The organism is bacterium (assembly GCA_030649055.1).
Lineage (GTDB): Bacteria > Patescibacteriota > Minisyncoccia > UBA6257 > JAUSGH01 > JAUSGH01.
The window spans coordinates 39,230-57,080 of the sequence record JAUSGH010000003.1 but is presented as its reverse complement, the minus strand read 5'-3'; the positions used below and the strand labels follow the sequence as shown (position 1 = coordinate 57,080).

20 protein-coding genes and 1 other RNA gene are annotated in these 17,851 nt (G+C 51.3%); 13 read left to right on the top strand and 8 right to left on the bottom strand.

Annotated features, from left to right (window positions below):
* Positions 1–3: 3 nt before the first annotated feature.
* On the top strand, positions 4–1,797 hold the full coding sequence (gene polX / locus Q7R85_01085) for a DNA polymerase/3'-5' exonuclease PolX (GenBank protein ID MDO8584699.1): 1,794 nt from the start codon (positions 4–6) through the stop codon (positions 1,795–1,797).
* A 41-nt stretch (positions 1,798–1,838) separates the two neighbouring features.
* Positions 1,839–2,336: an NUDIX domain-containing protein gene (locus tag Q7R85_01080; GenBank protein MDO8584698.1), complete on the top strand. Its 498-nt coding sequence runs from the start codon at positions 1,839–1,841 to the stop codon at positions 2,334–2,336.
* 38 nt (positions 2,337–2,374) lie between these two features.
* On the opposite strand, the gene rplT is transcribed toward Q7R85_01080, so the two are convergent.
* From rplT to Q7R85_01055, 5 genes are all read right to left on the bottom strand, one after another.
* The gene (rplT, locus tag Q7R85_01075; protein ID MDO8584697.1) at positions 2,375–2,719 is read right to left on the bottom strand and encodes a 50S ribosomal protein L20; all 345 of its coding nucleotides are present in this window, start codon (positions 2,717–2,719) and stop codon (positions 2,375–2,377) included.
* A 3-nt stretch (positions 2,720–2,722) separates the two neighbouring features.
* Positions 2,723–2,917, bottom strand: a complete 195-nt coding sequence (locus tag Q7R85_01070; protein ID MDO8584696.1) for a hypothetical protein — start codon at positions 2,915–2,917, stop codon at positions 2,723–2,725.
* Between the two features lie 65 nt (positions 2,918–2,982).
* Positions 2,983–3,495, bottom strand: a complete 513-nt coding sequence (gene infC / locus Q7R85_01065; protein ID MDO8584695.1) for a translation initiation factor IF-3 — start codon at positions 3,493–3,495, stop codon at positions 2,983–2,985.
* Between the two features lie 308 nt (positions 3,496–3,803).
* The gene (locus tag Q7R85_01060) at positions 3,804–4,313 is read right to left on the bottom strand and encodes a hypothetical protein (protein ID MDO8584694.1); all 510 of its coding nucleotides are present in this window, start codon (positions 4,311–4,313) and stop codon (positions 3,804–3,806) included.
* 177 nt (positions 4,314–4,490) lie between these two features.
* On the bottom strand, positions 4,491–4,874 hold the full coding sequence (locus Q7R85_01055) for a hypothetical protein (GenBank protein ID MDO8584693.1): 384 nt from the start codon (positions 4,872–4,874) through the stop codon (positions 4,491–4,493).
* A gap of 127 nt (positions 4,875–5,001) precedes the next feature.
* Between Q7R85_01055 and smpB the strand changes: the two genes are divergently transcribed.
* From smpB to Q7R85_01040, 3 genes are all read left to right on the top strand, one after another.
* Positions 5,002–5,445, top strand: coding sequence for an SsrA-binding protein SmpB (gene smpB / locus Q7R85_01050; protein ID MDO8584692.1), 444 nt, complete (start codon positions 5,002–5,004; stop codon positions 5,443–5,445).
* Between the two features lie 41 nt (positions 5,446–5,486).
* Positions 5,487–5,800, top strand: a transfer-messenger RNA (tmRNA) gene (gene ssrA, locus Q7R85_01045).
* A 98-nt stretch (positions 5,801–5,898) separates the two neighbouring features.
* Positions 5,899–6,477: a hypothetical protein gene (locus Q7R85_01040; protein ID MDO8584691.1), complete on the top strand. Its 579-nt coding sequence runs from the start codon at positions 5,899–5,901 to the stop codon at positions 6,475–6,477.
* Between the two features lie 136 nt (positions 6,478–6,613).
* On the opposite strand, the gene Q7R85_01035 is transcribed toward Q7R85_01040, so the two are convergent.
* Positions 6,614–7,405: a hypothetical protein gene (locus tag Q7R85_01035; GenBank protein MDO8584690.1), complete on the bottom strand. Its 792-nt coding sequence runs from the start codon at positions 7,403–7,405 to the stop codon at positions 6,614–6,616.
* 232 nt (positions 7,406–7,637) lie between these two features.
* Between Q7R85_01035 and Q7R85_01030 the strand changes: the two genes are divergently transcribed.
* The 8 genes from Q7R85_01030 to cas2 all read left to right on the top strand — a co-directional run bounded on the left by Q7R85_01030 (position 7,638) and on the right by cas2 (position 16,385).
* On the top strand, positions 7,638–8,219 hold the full coding sequence (locus Q7R85_01030) for a hypothetical protein (protein ID MDO8584689.1): 582 nt from the start codon (positions 7,638–7,640) through the stop codon (positions 8,217–8,219).
* 126 nt (positions 8,220–8,345) lie between these two features.
* The gene (locus Q7R85_01025) at positions 8,346–8,828 is read left to right on the top strand and encodes a hypothetical protein (GenBank protein ID MDO8584688.1); all 483 of its coding nucleotides are present in this window, start codon (positions 8,346–8,348) and stop codon (positions 8,826–8,828) included.
* Between the two features lie 85 nt (positions 8,829–8,913).
* Complete coding sequence (locus Q7R85_01020; GenBank protein ID MDO8584687.1) at positions 8,914–9,105, top strand: hypothetical protein; 192 nt, start codon at positions 8,914–8,916, stop codon at positions 9,103–9,105.
* Positions 9,106–9,404: 299 nt separating this feature from the next.
* Positions 9,405–10,964 (top strand): arginine--tRNA ligase, encoded by a 1,560-nt coding sequence (locus Q7R85_01015; GenBank protein ID MDO8584686.1) that lies wholly within the window; start codon positions 9,405–9,407, stop codon positions 10,962–10,964.
* A gap of 157 nt (positions 10,965–11,121) precedes the next feature.
* A complete protein-coding gene (locus tag Q7R85_01010) occupies positions 11,122–11,481 on the top strand; it encodes a hypothetical protein (GenBank protein MDO8584685.1) in 360 nt (119 codons plus the stop codon).
* A 148-nt stretch (positions 11,482–11,629) separates the two neighbouring features.
* Positions 11,630–15,169, top strand: coding sequence for a class I tRNA ligase family protein (locus tag Q7R85_01005; GenBank protein MDO8584684.1), 3,540 nt, complete (start codon positions 11,630–11,632; stop codon positions 15,167–15,169).
* A 68-nt stretch (positions 15,170–15,237) separates the two neighbouring features.
* A complete protein-coding gene (locus Q7R85_01000) occupies positions 15,238–15,708 on the top strand; it encodes an HIT family protein (GenBank protein ID MDO8584683.1) in 471 nt (156 codons plus the stop codon).
* Positions 15,709–15,800: 92 nt separating this feature from the next.
* Positions 15,801–16,385: a CRISPR-associated endonuclease Cas2 gene (cas2, locus tag Q7R85_00995; protein MDO8584682.1), complete on the top strand. Its 585-nt coding sequence runs from the start codon at positions 15,801–15,803 to the stop codon at positions 16,383–16,385.
* 183 nt (positions 16,386–16,568) lie between these two features.
* Here cas2 and Q7R85_00990 read toward each other — a convergent pair whose 3' ends face one another.
* Positions 16,569–17,153 carry a hypothetical protein gene (locus Q7R85_00990; protein MDO8584681.1) on the bottom strand — a complete coding sequence of 195 codons (585 nt, stop codon included), beginning with the start codon at positions 17,151–17,153 and terminating at the stop codon, positions 16,569–16,571.
* 115 nt (positions 17,154–17,268) lie between these two features.
* Complete coding sequence (locus tag Q7R85_00985; protein ID MDO8584680.1) at positions 17,269–17,736, bottom strand: hypothetical protein; 468 nt, start codon at positions 17,734–17,736, stop codon at positions 17,269–17,271.
* Between the last annotated feature and the right edge of the window lie 115 nt (positions 17,737–17,851).

Below are 17,851 nucleotides of genomic sequence, written 5' to 3'. Positions count from 1 at the left end.
AACGTGACCAATCAGGAGATTGCAAAAGTGTTGCGGGAGATCGGTGAATACCTCGATATGCAGGGCGTGCCTTTCAAGCCGCGCGCGTACGAAAAAGTCGCGGAGGTTGTTGAAGCATTGGACGGCGAAATTTCCGACGTGTATCGCGAAGGGGGTTTAAAAGCCGTTGAAGATATTCCGGGCGTGGGGTTATCCATTGCCGAAAAAATCGAGGAGTTATTAAAAACCGGAAAATCGAAGTATTACGAAGAGCTGAAAAAGAAAACACCCGTGAATCTCGCGGAGCTTTCCGGGATTCAGGGTTTAGGGCCGCGGAAGATCGGGGCATTGTACAAGGAACTCGGCGTTACGAATCTCGCGGAGCTTGAAGCTGTTGCCTTGGCCGGAAAAATTAAGCAGTTGAAGGGATTTGGTGAAAAAAGCGAGCAAAACATTTTACAAGGTATCGCATTTCTGAAAAGCTTCGGCGGGCGGAAACCGCTCGGTGTTGTACTCCCTATCGCGCGTGATATTCTGCGGCGCTTAGAAGGCTTGAAGGGTGTGGAACGGCTGGAGGTTGCGGGGTCGTTTCGTCGCCGCAAAGAAACCATTGGCGACGTTGATATTCTCGCGATTTCCGACAACCCGAAACCGGTGATGGATTTTTTCGTTTCAATGCCGGATGTCGTGAAAGTGTTCGCGCACGGGGAAACGAAATCCGCGATTAAATTGCAGAATGGGCTGGATGTGGATTTGCGCGTGGTGCCGAAGAAATCCTATGGCGCGGCGCTGAATTACTTTACCGGTTCTAAAGATCACAATGTCGCGTTGCGCCAGCTCGCTATCAAAAAAGGATACAAGTTGAATGAATATGGGCTGTTTCAAGAAAGCAAAAAAGCAAGAAAACAAAGAAGCAAAGGAGACGGAGAATGGATTCGGGTCGCGGGGAAAACAGAAGAGGAGATTTACGAGAAATTGGGCTTGGGCTACATTGAGCCCGAGATGCGGGAGATGACGGGGGAGATAGCGGCTGCGGAAAAGCATGGACTGCCCAAGCTTATCAACTACGGTGACCTTCAGGGCGATCTCCAGACGCAGACGAGCTGGACCGATGGCGCGGATTCCATTGAGCAAATGGCGGAAGCGGCCATAGAGGTAGGTTTGCATTATATTGTTGTTACAGACCACACCAAACGGCTTGCGATGACTAATGGTTTAAACGAAAAACGTCTTTTGGAACAAGGAAAGGAAATTGACGAGCTGAATAAAAAGTTCAACAAAAGAGGATTCCGGATTTTGAAGGGTACAGAGTGCGATATTTTAGCGGACGGTACTATGGATCTTTCCGATGAGGCATTACAAACGCTCGATGTCGTGGGCGCCTCGGTACATTCGCTGTTTAATTTGCCGAAATCAAAACAAACCGAGCGTATCATCCGCGCGATGCAAAACCCGAACGTGGACATTTTGTTCCATCCCACTGGGCGGCTCATCGGCAAGCGGCCTCCGTATGAGGTTGATATGGACGCGATTATTACGGTGGCGAAAGAAACGGGAACCGTCCTGGAAATTGACGCGTTTCCGGATAGGTTGGACTTGAAGGATGAACATATCCGGAAGTGCGTTGAAGCTGGCGTAAAAATGTCTATTGATTCCGATGCCCACTCAGCCACGCATTTTTATGTGCTGGAGTATGGCATCGCGCAGGCGCGGCGCGGCTGGGCGACTCGTGAAGACATCATCAATGCTTGGCCGGTTGAGAAAATGCTTGGTATGCTGAAAGGACGCGCAAAAAGCAATGAAGCAAAGAAGCAATAAAACAAACTCAACATCTCAGTCATTTGTACATTGGTAACACCATGAAGAAAACAGTATCGGCGGGTATTATTATTTTCCGGAGGACCGAAGATGGGTTGAAATACCTCCTGCTTTACGCGGGGCGGGGATATTGGAATTTTCCGAAAGGGAAAATTGAGAAAGCGGAGCGGAGCTGGGAAACGGCGTTGCGCGAAATCAAGGAGGAAACCGGTTTGCGGCCGAGCGAGCTGAAATTTCGCCAGAACTTTAAAGCGTTTGAGAAGTTTATTTTTCAACACGAAAAAGAGAAGATTTTTCGCGTGGTGATTTTGTATCTTGCCGAAACAACGCAAGCGCGCATTACTATCAGCGCGGAAGAGCACGAGGGGTTCGGTTGGTTCACGTTCGGCGAGGCGCAGAAGGTGCTTACGAAGCATAAGGATACAATGGAGATTTTGCGGCGGGCGCACCGGTTCATTGCCGGGGAAAATAAGGAGCGGCGACACGCGCCGCAGGCACCTATGCCGGCGATTATTATGGGAGGGGAGGAGAAGCAATAACTAAAAATCCCTCCGATGGCTATCGGAGGGATTTTTAGTTATTTGACTTTTGCCATTACTGCTTTCCAGGCCGCCGGTTCGTGTTCGGCGAGGTGCGCGAGCATTTTGCGATTCAGCGCAATCTTTGCTTTTTTAAGCGCTCCGATGAGCTTGCTGTAGCTTATGCCGTCTGCAGTGGAGGCAATGGACATCTTCACCTGCCAGAGCGCGCGGAAATTGCGTTTGCGTTCTTTGCGTCCATGGAAGGCATGGTCCCACGCGTGCACAAGCGCTTCTTGCGCCGCTTTTTTCTTTGACTTTCTGCCCCACCGGAAACCCTTGGTGTAGTGGAGCACTTTTTCGCGCTGTTTGTGGGCGCGGACGCCACCTTTGACTCTTGCCATATATTAGAGTGTAGACGCTTTTGTTTTTAAATATCGCATGAAAATCTTTGCGAATTTCCCCGTGAGGAAAGATGTCTGCCGCTTTTTGCGCGTGCGCGAACCCGGATGCTTGGACTTAAAATGATCCTGCGCCATCACGCGGCGGACCAATTTTCCGGATTTCGTGACTTTTATTCTTTTTGAAACACTCTTTTTCATTGGAGTAATCGCGAATGATGCGAATTGGGCTCGGTAATAATGCGAATGGGAAGCGGATTTAGTGTTTAGGTGACCTTCATGATATGCACCACGATGCCGCGCATGATGAACTTCGGCGGGGCGACAACTTTATGCTTCGGATCAATGAGGGTTAAGAAGTGTTTGAGTTTGGCGAGCGCGAAGTCCTTATGCGATTTTTCTCTGCCGCGGACGACAAGCATAATTTCCACTTTGCCGTTTTCCGTCAGGAATTCATTCACCTTTTTCGCTTTAATATTCAGGTCGTTCGTCGCGGTTTTCACGCCAACCTGCACTCTACGCATCCCATCGGTTTTCTGCATCGCGCGCTGTTTCTTGATGCGCTTGGACTCCTCGTAGCGGAACTTGTCAAAGCTCATGATGCGCGCGACCGGCGGCTTTGCAAGCGGTGCGACTTCAATAAGGTCCAGCCCTTGATCTGTCGCGAGTTTCAAAGCGTCCTCCTTTTTCATGACGCCGAGATTTTCGCCTTCAGCGCCGACTACGCGTAGTTCCGGAGCGGTTATTTGATTGTTGGTGCGTGTATATTGAATACTCATCAGGTTAGCAGAGGCTTTTAAAATAGTCAAATGTTTGTTCGGGCCGCCCTTATTGCGCGACAAACACGCTATCAATTTCCCCGGCGAGGAAATTGCGCTCGCGCTCGGCCTCGCTCTCCCGCCCATAATTTTTATTCAAAGGTTGGCGGGAACCATGCCCGCTTGGCCTGCGCGACGGTTTGCTGCGCAACAATGGCGACCCTTACGTTTTCGGTTTTCAGCGCCTTGCCAGCCTTCTTTCGTCGGGTGATGAAAATGTGTGCGGCCGTCCTCGATGATGAACATCGGGACGGCCGCGGTGCGAACTTCTACTTCGGCGGGTGCGGACCATCGGGGAAGATGCGCGCGGGCTCCAGCTTGGGGTGCGCGCGATCCCATGCCTCCTGGCACGCCTTTGGGTACCAGTCCGTCCACGCCCTCAAACACTCCTCGTCCGGGCAGACGATGACTGCCGATGCGAATGCGTTATTGCACAACTTGTGGGGATTTCCGAAGAACTCCGCCCATGTCGCCCCCTTTTCCGCAAACGGCTCCTTGTCGGTGCGCAGCCGGAAGCTCACCGTCTGCTTCCACTCCCCGAAAACGATCATCATCTGCGTCGCTCCGCCGTTGATCACGTCAATCGTGACGCATGGGTCGTCATCGACGGTGGAGTACGTGACGGAGACGGGGTAGTTGTCCTTCGGGCTGAGCGGCGCCTCAGCCACAGGCTTCTTCTCGTCCTCCGCGGCGACGGTCGTCGGATATGCACCGACGAGTGCCATGGTTGCGATTATCGCAAGCGCGACGAGCAGTGCGTTGAACCTCTTCCTGGTCATGTTGCTACCTCCTTAGTAGTAGCGCCTTCTTCCGACAGCGCGTACATCAATGTGATGGCCGCGAGCCGTCAGTGCTGCTACAAAGCATAGCAGAAATCTTTATTTATGCAAATGGTATAGAGAAATGAGTCGCGGCTGCTGTCTTGTGAACAGCAGCCGCGGCGCGACTGCGTGAGACTACTTGCGTACGAGATTCTCGTCGCTTGTGAGGGGGTACGCCTTCGGAAGCTTCCCGAGCTTGCGCGCCTCATCCCGAACTTCGACATCCAGATTCCAGTACGGATCCAGGATGCGCTTCACCCTCTTCCCGAGTTCGCGCTGACGCCCCCGTTCTTCCGCCTGACGCGCCCACTTCTTCGTGCGCGCCTCCTGCTGTTCCTTGCGCCGCGCGACGAACTTGGGGAGGTGGACGTTCTGACGGAGCCAAGCCGTTGTGGTTCGGATCCGCGCCAGCTTCTCCGCGCGCATCTTCGCGACCTTCGCGAGGTGCTTGTGGTACAGACAGCCAGTGATGAGTGCGACGAAGGCGGCAGCGAGGAGAATCATGATCATCTCGTACATGGTCGGACCTCCGAACAGAGAAACTCCGGTGACTTCTGAACTCCGCCGAACATTAGCGGAAACTAAGCACAATATAGCATACTATGCGATGCTTGTCAATAGTTAGTCATTGTGCTATATTCTCCGTATGGCGACATTGGCCGAACATCGCAAAGCGCGGTTTAACTACACGATTCTTGGAGCATACGAGGCGGGGATTGAGCTCAAGGGATATGAGGTTAAAGCGGTGAAGGCCGGCAGGATGAATCTTGGCGGGGCTTTTGGCATTGTGCGTGGAAATGAGATTTGGCTCTTAAACGCGGATGTTTCGCCATATCAGCCGGGCAATACACCGAAAGAGTATGAGTCATCGCGGCCGCGACGGCTGCTTCTGCGTGCATCAGAGATCCGCGAACTCATCGGAAAGATGAAAGAACGGGGGTTGACATTGCTACCTCTCCGTGCTTATACTAAAGGTAATCTCGTAAAGATTGAGCTTGGCTTGGGACGCGGCAAACGCGGGCCCGATAAGCGCGAGGCAATCAAAAAACGGGAGACGCAGAGGGAAATAGGGCGAACATTAAAAATGTAGCCCTTCGACAGGCTCAGGGCAAAATGCGCCCTGCGCATTTTGGGGATGACGGGCTTCGACGGATATCGCTCTTCAAAAATTGCAAGCCGAGGAGGCACACTCGTGAACTGTGTCAAAATCTATAACTGCCAACAGAAATGTTGCGTTAGCATACGCCTAATAGGCGAATGCCATCGGCGCGCCAATGCCCTTGCGGCGCATCACCGGTGTTATACACAGGGACCGTGTTGCTGAGACGTTCTGGTAGGCAACATTAAACACAAGAGCAAATCGTCCTAGATTTTCTAGAACTATGCTTGTAGACGTTTTCGAAGAAAATATTCGGATGTGAGTTCAACTCTCACCATCTCCACAAAAAGAAAACCGCCTGAGCAGGCGGTTTTCTTTTTGTTTGCGAGAGTTGAACGGGGAAGGGGCATGGAAAAGACGAGAAATAAAAATTATACTACATGTATGCGTATCGGAATTGATTTTGACGACGTGGTGGCGAATACGGGCATCGCTATTATAGAGATGCACAATAAGAAACACGGGACGCATTATAAAAAGGATGATTTTTATAGTTACCTTTTCGAGGAAATCTGGGGTGGCGAACGCGATGAAAACAGAAAAGAAATAGATGAGTTTTTAACAACTAACCGATCAAAAAAGGTCAGCCCGATGGTCGGATCTTTAAAAGCAATCCAAGCACTTAAGGCGGCTGGGCACGAACTTTACATTATTACAGCGCGGCGAAATAAACATATTACGCAAACGGAGTTGTGGATAGAGAAGCATTTTCCGGATGTCTTTACCGGCGTCCATTACGCAAGTCCTTCTCGGTTAAAAGAAGAGCCCCGCAAAAAGTCTGAAATATGCGAGGCGTTAGGGATAGAGGTACTGATTGATGATAGCCCAGAAAATGCGTTTGACTGCGCCGCCGTAGGCGTGAAGATATTTCTTTTTGATCAGCCCTGGAACCGACGGCATGAATTTCCCAAAAACGTGGAGCGAGTGTTTTCTTGGGACGAGGTTTTGCATAAGCTGCGGTAAAAGGCTATAGCGGCAGTTTTTGACATTTAAACTTTGCCGAGTTTCATGGATCAGCGGCTGAAGGCCGGCGAGCAGTGAAATCTTTCACCATCTCCACAATATAAAAGCACCCGCTTTCGGGTGCTTTTATATTTGTTTACTGTGCCCAGGTGACAAAGGTGAATAGTTTTTCGCCGTTGCTGAGATCGCGCGCATAGAGCGAAGCATTGCCTTTTGCATCGCGCCGCACCACTTGGCCCCATGCCGAGGGGTCGCTTTCATCAATATCCCGTCCAACACCTTCCGGTTTGCCCTGTCCGGCGGTTGCGCTTCCCGACGAAAGCACGGTGTTCACGGTATCAAGATGCGTGTAAATCGCTTCAAGTTGCTCGTAGTCGTGCAGGTTCGGGAATTGATTCGCCGAGGGGTTATTGGTGTAGTCCATGCACGTGCCGAGGTTCGCATTGTCAAAAATTTCGTCCTGATGGTCAAGACCGAGCGTGTGGCCGATTTCCTGGCAGACGACGAGATTCTTCCACGCCGGCGTGTTGTAGGTGGACGTCCGGAAGTATGAATCGTTCATTTTCACCGCCCCTTGTACGATGTGTTCGCCACTTACCCATACCTGCGCAATGCCGAGCCAGCCGTTGGCGCCATACCGCTCGTTGCACACTTCAACGCGGCCATTTGTTGGCTTACAGACGCGCGGTTTTGTTTTACCGCTGACGACAACCGTATCCAGTACGTTTGAGGCGCTCCAATTTGTTGCCGCGGTTCCGAGATACGCGTCCCACGTAGACGACATATTGTCGCCAAGCTGAAGCGTGAACGGATTTGCCGTGCGTCCCCAGTGGAAGCCGTTCCATGAATGAGTTGCGTTCGCGACAGAGGTAACGATTCCGACCGCAAGAAGTAATCCCGCTGTTATTGTTATTTTTCTTAACGACATGAGTTTTTAATATTTATTACTTATATATAGCAAATGTATCAAACGCATCAGCGGAATACAAGCGCTTTGACTTTCTCGCCGGGCAGGATTATGCTGTGAGAAGATTTTAAGAGGGAGGTGACGCATGACGAACAAGGTTGCGCTCAAGTTGGCGACTCGGATTGCCCAACTCGTCATGTTGGGCGCCGGGTTTCTGTGCAGACGGCCTACCGGGAAGCTGCCGGCGATTGGTGTGAGGCCGCTTCGTGCCGTTTCTCCCGAAATCTCCGATGAGCACTTCAATCCCGCGATCAGTGAGATCTTGCTGCTTGGCGGGGTCGCGCGAGGGAAGGACGTGAAGCGTCTCAACCTGGCGATCTTCGACTACGGCTTCTATAGCCGCGTGTTCTGGGATCGCATCAAGCGGGTGGAGGACGCCACGACGCGCACTGCGTTGCTTCACGGCAACCTGCGCGTGCTGTTTAAGTACTGGTTCGGGTTCGACGATCGGGAGTCCGAGTTCGTAGGCGCATTTGACGAGCCGGTCAACCTTCACGTCCTGCCGATTGATTTCCTGACCAACGACTCCATGCGCCGGATGGTGAAGGGAGCGGTGAGGATGGAGTTGCGGAGAGGGAGGAAGCGGGAGGTGAAGGGGAGGGGCTGGAATCCGCGACTCTTTCCTTGCGTGCTGGATTCGTTCCTGCGTTACGACGCAGAACGCTGCGAGTTCATGCCTGCTGACATCGCATGCTTGGAGGAGAAGTACAATTGCGACCTCGCTGACCTTCGGGTTCGCGAGCTGACGCCGGTACTGGTGCCGGTTCAGGTATAGACGAATGGGACTGCTCGTGCGTGCCGCGAGCAGTCCCATTACCATTTTGGACTTTGCTTTTGCGGAAAGGTTACGCTACGCTGGGAGTCAGTCTAAGTTTCCCGGTCTCTCTTATGGGAGGTTTCTATGAAGACCGGCACGAAGCAGGAAGTCCTCACGAGCGACGACGTGCGTCGCATGATTGAGAAGGCGGCGGCGCGGGGTGAGGAGAAGGTCGACTTGAGCGGGCGCACCATCCAGTCTATCGAGTTTAGTGGCTTCGACATCCCGATGAATCTCGACCTCAACGGGTCGGTGATTCGGGGAAATGTCAACATTGCGGACGGGAAGTTCACGGGCGACTACATCGATCTCGACGACGCCAGGGTGAAGGGGAAGATCTCGCTCAACACGTTGGGTGAGCATGGGTTCTCCCTCTTCTTGCGACGCGCCAGTGTCACGGGAGCGAATTGCGGCGGCTATGCGGTATTCCTCGTCCGCGTCTCGCTCAAGTGGCTGTGCATCGGCGGCTTGCGTGTCGGGAAGGGCGTGAAGCAGTTGTGGACCACGAAGGTTCTCATCGATAACTGCATCTCTTTTGAGCGGAACGCCGGAGTGCATGCTCGCTAGCGGAGATTCGGGAGCGGGCGCCCTTGGGCGACCGCTCCTTTCCTTTTTATTTGCGCAAACGCAGTTATTTGAGTATTGTATATGTATGATTAGCATCTCGATATTAAAAGAATCAAAGGATTACGTCGTGGTAAAAATGCCTAGAAAAATGGCGGACGATTTGGGATTCAAACGGCATTTGACCGAGGACGACATACTGCGTATCTCCAAAGAGGCAGTACGCCTTGCGCGGAAAGGCGTCTTGCCCACGCTTCGCTCCTTGCGTGATCTTCGATAGATGCTCCCTCGTTGCTTCCATGACACAAAAGATTGATCACGTTCTTTATCACCCGAATTTTAAGGCCGCGTTTCGAAGCTTGTCTCCTGCGATTCAGGAAAAAGCATTAGCAAAAGAGGCGTTGTTTCGAGAGGATGTTTTTCACCCCCTGCTCCGAACACATAAGTTGAAGGGTCGACTCACCGGCTTTTACGCGTTTTCTGTGGATGCCAAGTACAGAATTCTTTTTCAACTGTTTCGGAAATCGGCTATTTTGTTGGACGTAGATGATCACGATTTATACAGATAAATTTTATTTCATGCTTACCAAAATTCAACAGCATCTCAAGGAATTAACTGGGAACGACTGGCCGTTGGAGAAAACCGCGGATGCGAAGTTCGGCGATTATTCGTCAAACGTTGCGTTTCGATTGGCAAAAGAGCGAAAAATGCCGCCGATGGCGGTTGCGGAAAGTTTAGCAAAAGAAATAGCGGAGAAAGATAAAGGAAAGTTTTTCACGCAGGTGGTTGCTGCCGCGCCGGGATTTATCAATTTTACACTTGCGCCGGATGTGCTTCGCGAGGAACTTCTGGCGGTGTTAAAACAAAAAGCAAAATATGGAGCGGTAGCCCTTCGACAGGCTCCCTCCTCCGCCAAGGCTTCGGCGGGCAGGCAGGGACTAAAAATAAACGTTGAGTTTGTTTCGGCAAATCCGACGGGCCCTTTGACGATGGCGAACGGACGCGGAGGATTTTTGGGTGACGTGCTTGCTAATGTTTTAGAGTGCGCGGGACACAAGGTAACACGCGAGTATTACGTGAACGATGCCGGTAACCAAGTGCGGCTGTTGGGCGAAAGCATCCAAGCCGCCGAAGGGAAGTTGCCGGAAAAAGAGGAATATTATAAAGGAGAATACATCAAAGAATTGAAAGGCAAAACCGGCAAACAAGCGGTTGCGTTGTTGTTGAAATCTATCAAGGCGTCATTAAAAAAAGCGGGAATTATATATGACGTGTTCTTTTCGGAGGAAGAAAATTTGCGCGCCGGCGGCGAATTGGAAAAAATGCTTGCGTTCTTAGAACAGAAAGGACTCGTGGAGCGGAAAGAGGGCGCGGTCTGGTTTGGCGATAAAGTTTTGATTAAGTCAGATAATACCCCCACATATTTTCTTCCTGATCTCGCGTATCACTACGATAAGCTTTTTAAGCGTAAATTTGACGTTGCGATTGATATTTGGGGCGCGGATCACCACGGCTACGCCGAGCAAATAAAAAAAGGTGTCGCAGCGCTTGGTGTTGCGCCGGAGCGACTGAAGATTATTATCACGCAGCTGGTGCGGCTTGTTTCCGGCGGTAAAGAGGTGCGCATGTCCAAACGCAAGGGCGAGTTTGTGACGATGGATGAGCTGTTGGAGGAAGTGGGGGCAGATGCCGCGCGGTTTTTCTTTTTGATGAACTCCGCCGGCAGTCACATGGACTTTGATCTTGACCTTGCGAAAGAGCGCTCGGTGAAAAATCCGGTATATTATGTGCAGTACGCGTACGTTCGGGCGGGGAGCGTTTTGGAGAAAGCAAAGAAGCAAAGAAACAAAGAAGCAAACATAACGGGGCTCAAGGAAGAAAGCGAGCTGAAACTCCTTAAAACAATGGCGGAGTTTCCGGATGTCATTGCGCAAACCGCGGCGGATTACGAAGTACATCGACTGACACGGTACGCGACGGATCTTGCACGCGCATTCCACGACTTTTATGAGAAAGAACGCGTGATTGACTCCAGTGGCGCGGTGGTTACTGAACGATTGCAATTGGTTGAGGCGGCGCGCATGGTGTTGGAAAATGTCTTGCGCGTGCTTGGCGTGAGCGCGCCGGAGAAGATGTAGGGGAGTAATCGCGAATAACGCGAATTTGGCTCGGTAATAATGCGAATGGAAAAAGGCATATTGAAATTCTACAGTTAAAACTGAACGATATTGAGTTGCGGCTGCTTAAGCCGAGCTATTGACTTTAAGTGAAGACTTTTTTATAATTCAATTTGTAATGAAATCACCAGAACAACAACCAAACGAGGAGGTAAAGCCGATGACTGAGAATAGTCCTGAAGGGAAAGAAAATCAGGAGGCGCTGCAAGCTCGGATTGATAAGGCCTTAAAAATCGCCGTAGAGTCTGGTGGGGTCGACGGAGAGCATCACAAGGCGTGGGTGATTGATCAGATGGTTCGTGAGTTGACCGGATGCCCGACTGTTCAGCGAAAAAGTCCTTTCCCATGGGCTGACGGCAAGAAGCACGTCATTGATACCTTGGGCGAATCTAAGGAGTATCTTAAGCTTGTACGCGAGGCGCGCGAAGGAGAAGATGGTCCGAAAACCTACGATTGGGATACCGGAATCGCTCCGTAGACCCAACACTAATTATCGTTCTCTAGGAGCTTGGAGGAGGTCTCGACGAGACCTCCTATTCTTTTTCGGAGAACTTGTAGCTAAAGTCACAAAATTCTTTTGTGGTTTTTTCTTGAAAAATTGAGATTTTCCGTATACGATAGAGAGTATGCTAAGAGGTCTCAAGCAATTCAATCTGCCCGAGTTGGAAGAGAAAGTCCTTAAGTTTTGGGCGGAGAATGAGATTTTCAAAAAATCGGTAGCCCTTCGACAGGCTCCCGCCTCCGCCAAGGCTTCGGCGGGCAGGCAGGGTAAAAAACACTTCGTGTTTTTTGAAGGACCGCCGACGGCGAATGGTTTGCCGCACATCGGGCACGCGGAAACGCGGACGTTTAAGGATATTATTCTGCGCTACAAAACCATGCGCGGGTTTTATGTTCCTCGGCGCGCGGGGTGGGACACGCATGGTCTTCCCGTTGAGATTGAGGTGGAAAAAGCGCTTGGATTAAAAAACAAACAAGAGATTGAAACGTTTGGTATCGCGGCGTTTAACGCGCGGGCAAAGGAGTCAATCTGGAAATATAAAAATGAATGGGAGCGGTTCAGTGACCGTATCGGTTTTTGGATTGATTCCGAGCATCCGTATATTACCTACGCGAATGATTTTGTGGAATCGCTTTGGTGGGTGATGGCGCAGATTGCGAAAAAAGGTTTATTGAAGAAGTTGTACAAAGTTGTGCCGTGGTGCCCGCGGTGTCAAACTTCGCTTTCCAGCCACGAGCTTGCGCAAGCATATAAGCTGACGAAGGATCCGTCGGTGTATGTGAAGTTTAAAATCAGAAATAAAGGTAGCGCTTCGACAAGCTCAGCGAATAAAGAATTTCTATTAGTATGGACCACCACTCCGTGGACACTGCCGTCGAATGTCGCGGTGGCAGTCAATCCGAAACTGACCTACACCAAATATAAAGTCGGTGATGAATATCTTTGGTCGTACAACGCGCCGCCGACGGTCAATGGCATGGTACCGGAGGCCGTGGAACAGCTTTTGGGGAAAAAGTTGGTGGGACTTCGGTATGAAGGGCTCTATCCGATAAAGCAACAAAGCAACAAAGCAACAAAGCAATTTTATGCCGTTCTTTCTGCCGATTTCGTGCAAACCGGCGAGGGAACGGGATTGGTGCACATTGCCCCGGCGTTCGGCGAAGATGACTATCGGCTTATTTCCGAAACGTGGAAACTGACCACCGATGAAATCCCGCGCACCATTGACGAGCGCGGTATGGTACTGGGCAACCTTCCGGGCAGCGGGCGGTTTATTAAATCGGCCGACAAAGACATCGTCGTGGACTTAGTGTCGCGTGGTCTTATGTATTCCGAGGGGAGCGTGGAGCACGACTATCCGTTTTGCTGGCGCTGTTCAAGCCCTTTGATCTACTTCGCGCGGACCTCCTGGTTTATTGAGATGAGCAAGATGCGCGCAAAACTTCTCGCGGCGAATAAAGAAATCAATTGGGTGCCGGCGCATTTGAAGGAAGGGCGTTTTGGCGAGTGGATCCGCGAGGTGAAAGATTGGGCGATTTCGCGCGAGCGGTATTGGGGGACTCCCTTGCCGATCTGGGAGTGCGAAAAATGCGACGCAACGCGCGTGATTTCTTCGTTTGCCGACTTGGATGAATTCGCATTTAATAGAAATACATTTTTTGCCGTGCGGCATGGCGAGGCGACGCATAACGTAGAAGGGTGGATTGCTTCAGGTACTAAAATAGAAAAGAAATCAGAGCTTACGAAGCGCGGTATTGCGGACGTTGAAGGTGTCGCGAAGAAATTAAAGAAAGAAAAAATTGACCTTATTGTTGCCTCGCCCTATCACCGTACTAGGCAAACGGTGCAGGTGCTTTTAGCTACGCTCGGCAAGATTCCTGTCATCTACGATGATCGTCTCGGTGAAATAAATACCGGCGTCTATAACGGCAAAACCGTTGAGGAGTATCGGGCGATTTTTGGTGGGAGATCGGTATTGGAATTTACACAAACGCCCGAAGGAGGTGAAAATCTCCACGAGGTACAAGCGCGCATGCTCGCATTTTTGCGGGAGTTGAATGCGAAGTATGTAGGTAAGCGTATTGTGGTGGTAAGCCACGGTGATCCGTTGTGGGTACTTGAAGGAAAACTGAACGGACTCTCTGATGAGGAAGTCTTAGCGCTTGACTACATCCAACCCGGCAATTATCGGTCGCTTGTGTTGCGTAACTATCCATATGACGCGGCGGGGAATCTTGATGTGCACCGGCCGTATGTGGACGAGCTGTATTTGCGTTGTGCGAAGTGCAAATCGCGCATGACAAGAGTGAAAGAAGTGGCGGATGTGTGGTTTGACTCGGGAGCGATGCCCTATGCGCAGTGGCATTATCCGTTTGAGCATAAAAAAGAAGTGGACAACGGCACGCTGTTTCCGGCGGATTACATTACTGAAGGAATTGACCAGACGCGTGGCTGGTTTTACACGCTCCTTGCCGTGTCGGTGCTTTTGGGACGCGGCGCGCCCTATAAAAATGTGGTTTCGCTGGGACACGTGCTGGATAAAAACGGGCTCAAAATGTCCAAATCCAAAGGCAACGTCGTGGAACCGATGGCGATGATTCAGAAATACGGTGCGGATGTTGTGCGTTGGTATTTCTATACCGTGAATCCCGCGGGTGAGCCGAAGCGGTACGATGAGAATGACTTATTGAAAACCTACCGGCGATTTTTCGCGATTTTATATAACTCGTTCGTATTTTTAGACACGTATGGGGCTAAGTCAATTGTCGAAGGTCAATTGTCATCTGTTAATGTGCTAGATCGCTGGATTTTGGCGAAGCTCCAGTCGCTTATCGGTGTCGTGACCGCAAAACTTGACTCCTATGAAATGAACGAGGCGGCGCGGGCGATTGAATTGTTTGTTGACGATCTTTCGCGGTGGTACATCCGGCGTTCGCGGCGCAGATTTCAACGTCCGGAAAAAGGCGACTATGAAGCCGCCTCCGCTACGCTGCGCGAGGTGCTCGGTACCCTCTCTAAGCTTATCGCGCCATTTACGCCGTTTTTTGGGGAGGCGCTGTATGCTTCAATGAATCAAGAAAGCAATAAAGCAAAAAAACAAAGCTCGGTTCATCTCACGGATTGGCCGGAGACGGATGCAAAACTTTCGGACGACGCGCTTGTTGCCGCGATGGAGGAGGTACGTAAGCTCGCGAGTATCGGTTTGGCAAAACGGGCGGAGGCGGGGATTAAGGTGCGGCAACCGCTGGCGGCGCTCAGAATCAATAAAGCAATAAAGCAAGAAAGCAAGAAAGCAAGCGAACTTCTGGATATTCTCAAAGATGAGGTGAACGTGAAAGAAATTGTTATTGATTCAAGCATGGCGGGGGACGTGGAGCTTGATACAAAAATTACGCCGGAGTTGCGCAATGAGGGACTTTTCCGTGAGCTCGTGCGCATGGTGCAGGAGTTGCGTCAGACAGCGGACTACAAGCCGGGCGAGCGCGCCATTCTTTCGGTAATGTTTCCGCCGGCGCTTAAGGCCGTTATTGAGGCGCGCCTTAAGGATTTCAAAAACGAAACCAGCTTGTCGGAAGTTGAATTTAAGAAGAGCGAAAAGTTTGATGCCGAGATTTCAACTAAAGTCGAAGAAAATGAGGTATGGCTGGGGATACGGAAGAAGTAAAAGGTAGCGCTTCGACAAGCTCAGCGCATAATAAAATTATTTCCTGAGCCTGTCGAAGGAATACATTTATGGCAAACAACGAATGCAAATTCTGTCAGTTTTCCGCGAAAGATGAAAATCTTATTTTTGAAACGCCGTTTTGGATGGTGTGGTTGGCAACAGAGCAATCATACGTCGGGCGGAGTATTGTGGCGTTAAAGCGTCACGCGGCGAGTTTGTCGGACGTAACCGCGGAGGAGGTTGCGGATTTCGGAAGCATCGTGAAAAAGTTTGAAGCGGCGGCGAAGAAATCATTCGACGCCACTATGTTTAACTGGACGTGCATGATGAACGACTCTTTCCGCGCGGCGATTCCTAACCCGCATGTCCACTGGCACGCGCGTCCGCGCTATAACCATACCGTTGAGATTTCCCGTACGCGGTTTACCGACCCGGAATTCGGCCAGCACTATAATAGAGATCGTATGCAGGAAGTTCCCGCTAATGTCCGCAAAGAAATCGTTGCGAAACTGAGATCGAGCGTTGTGGAGGCGCAGTGAGCGCCATGCTCTCCTATGAGTTTTTATTTTGGAACTGCTTCCTAACTTCACGATCGTGAAGTTAGGAAGCAGTTGTGGTAGGATGAAAAACAATGAACGGGGATATCACGTTAAAAATTTTAGAGAGTATCACCGGATTTGTCGGAGGCATCGGTGATTTTGCCGGCGCCTTTTTGTCCGCTGGTTATGGTGCCTCATATGGCCGCATGCGGCGCGAGCTCGGGAAGCGTGTCGCGGAGCGTGAAATGCGCGCCGTGAAAGATTTCTCGCGCCGTCAGATCTATAATGCCGTCTGTAAATTGCGGCAACAGGGACTCATTGTAAGCGACGTATCACAAGCGCATACGCGGTGGCATACAACAGAAAAAGGGCTACAACGTAAGGTGGCGCTTCAATTTCGTACCGCGAAGCAACGTTTAGCTGATTCCGCGGTGGTCAAAGCAGCCCCTCGTCTGAACATTGTCGTTTTTGATATTCCGGAACGCGAACGTCGGAAACGCGATTGGCTGCGCGATGTGCTGCGTACGTTGGGATTTATCATGTTACAGAAGAGCGTTTGGGTGGGGAAGGTGCTGTTACCCGAGTCATTCATCGGCGAGCTTGAAAAACTTGGCCTTCTTCGGCTCGTTGAGATTTTCGAAATCAGCAAGAGCGGTACATTGCGGCAAGTGATTTGAGTTTGTATAGATGCTGGATTTCGTTTTGCGTGCATAAACTGCTTCCTAACTTCACGATCGTGAAGTTAGGAAGCAGTTGTGTGCGATTAGTGGAGGAGAAGCGTGGCGCAAAGTGTGGGGTGCGGGTGAAAACGTGAACAGCCCGAGGCGAAATGCCTGCGGGCTGTTTGTGCTTCGACAGCACTACTCCGTGGTGCAACCGTAATCGACTTCGCGGTGCCATCTGTAGATGTAGTGAGCGACCGTGTTGTTGTAGAGCGTTACGCTGAGCGTTGTGACCCAGCTGTAGTCGTCGTCGTGGCCTAGTCGTAGCAGATATCCTTCGTCTTGGCACCATTGCCATAATCTCGTCTCGACATCCACTCCATTCGGGAGGCCTTCCTCGGCGGGGCGATGCTCTTTTTTGACGTAGAATCTCAAGTTATCGGGGCCAAGCGTATGCTTCGCGATAACTGCGTCGAGTTCTGCGGAGGGCATGCCGCTTCGCAAGTCCGCAAAGATGTCGCCGAGGACGTTTTGTGGCGGCTTTGCCTCATCCCGCTCGTCCGTCTTGGGACTCGGCTCTTTCGGAGCGTCTGTGATCGGCAGCTTCGCCTCATCGGTCGGGGATGTCATCTGCGGTTGAGCGTTTTGCTTGCTCGTGCTTTGTTTTCTCGCGTATCGTTCTTGCGCGATGTCGGCGATGACTCCAATGGCGAACATCACCGTGCCGAAAGCCAGCGCTAAAAGGGGTCCCTGCGGCACAGCGACCTTCTGAAACTCTTTCATGGTCAGTCCTCCGTTTGGAGAGAGGTCGCAAATTGCGAACTATAACTATCGTAACAGAGCTTGTAAAAAAGTGAACAGCCCGAGAGGTTCCATACCTCTCGGGCTGTTGCGTGCATCACTTGTTCTTCGGAATCTCCGGTTGCCAATGGGTCCGCTTCCATTCCATGCTGCGCCAACTCCTGCGGGCCACGTCGTAGAGTTTGCCGTCGGCGAAGTAGAGGCCAAGCTCCATCATCCAGTCGTTCCGTCCGCTGATGATGTACATTCCATAGAGGATCTCTCTGCTGCGGATGTTCTCTCCCGTCAAGGGGTTCACCTCGTCGCGGGAGAAGTCCTGCTTCGGCTTTCCTGGGACGTTGCAGGACTTGACTGCCGCGAGCGCTTCGTCTTCGGTCATACCCTTCTGGAGCTTCGCAGGGACATCATCGAACACGCAGTGCGGCGGTTCGGGCGCGACCAGCTTTTTCAGTTCCGCGAGCTCCTGCTGAATTTTCCGTTGTGGCTCACCGAGACTCTCCACGTCCCGTTTGAACTTCGGGAAGGTCAGGATGACCATAGTGATGAGGATGACAAGTCCTGCCACCGCTATCACTCCTGTGCGCTGTTTCACGACGGACTCCTTAAAAAAGTGGACTACGAATTTGCGAACTGTAACTATAGTAACAAAAGCCGGTGAAAAAGTGAACAGCCCGGGAGGT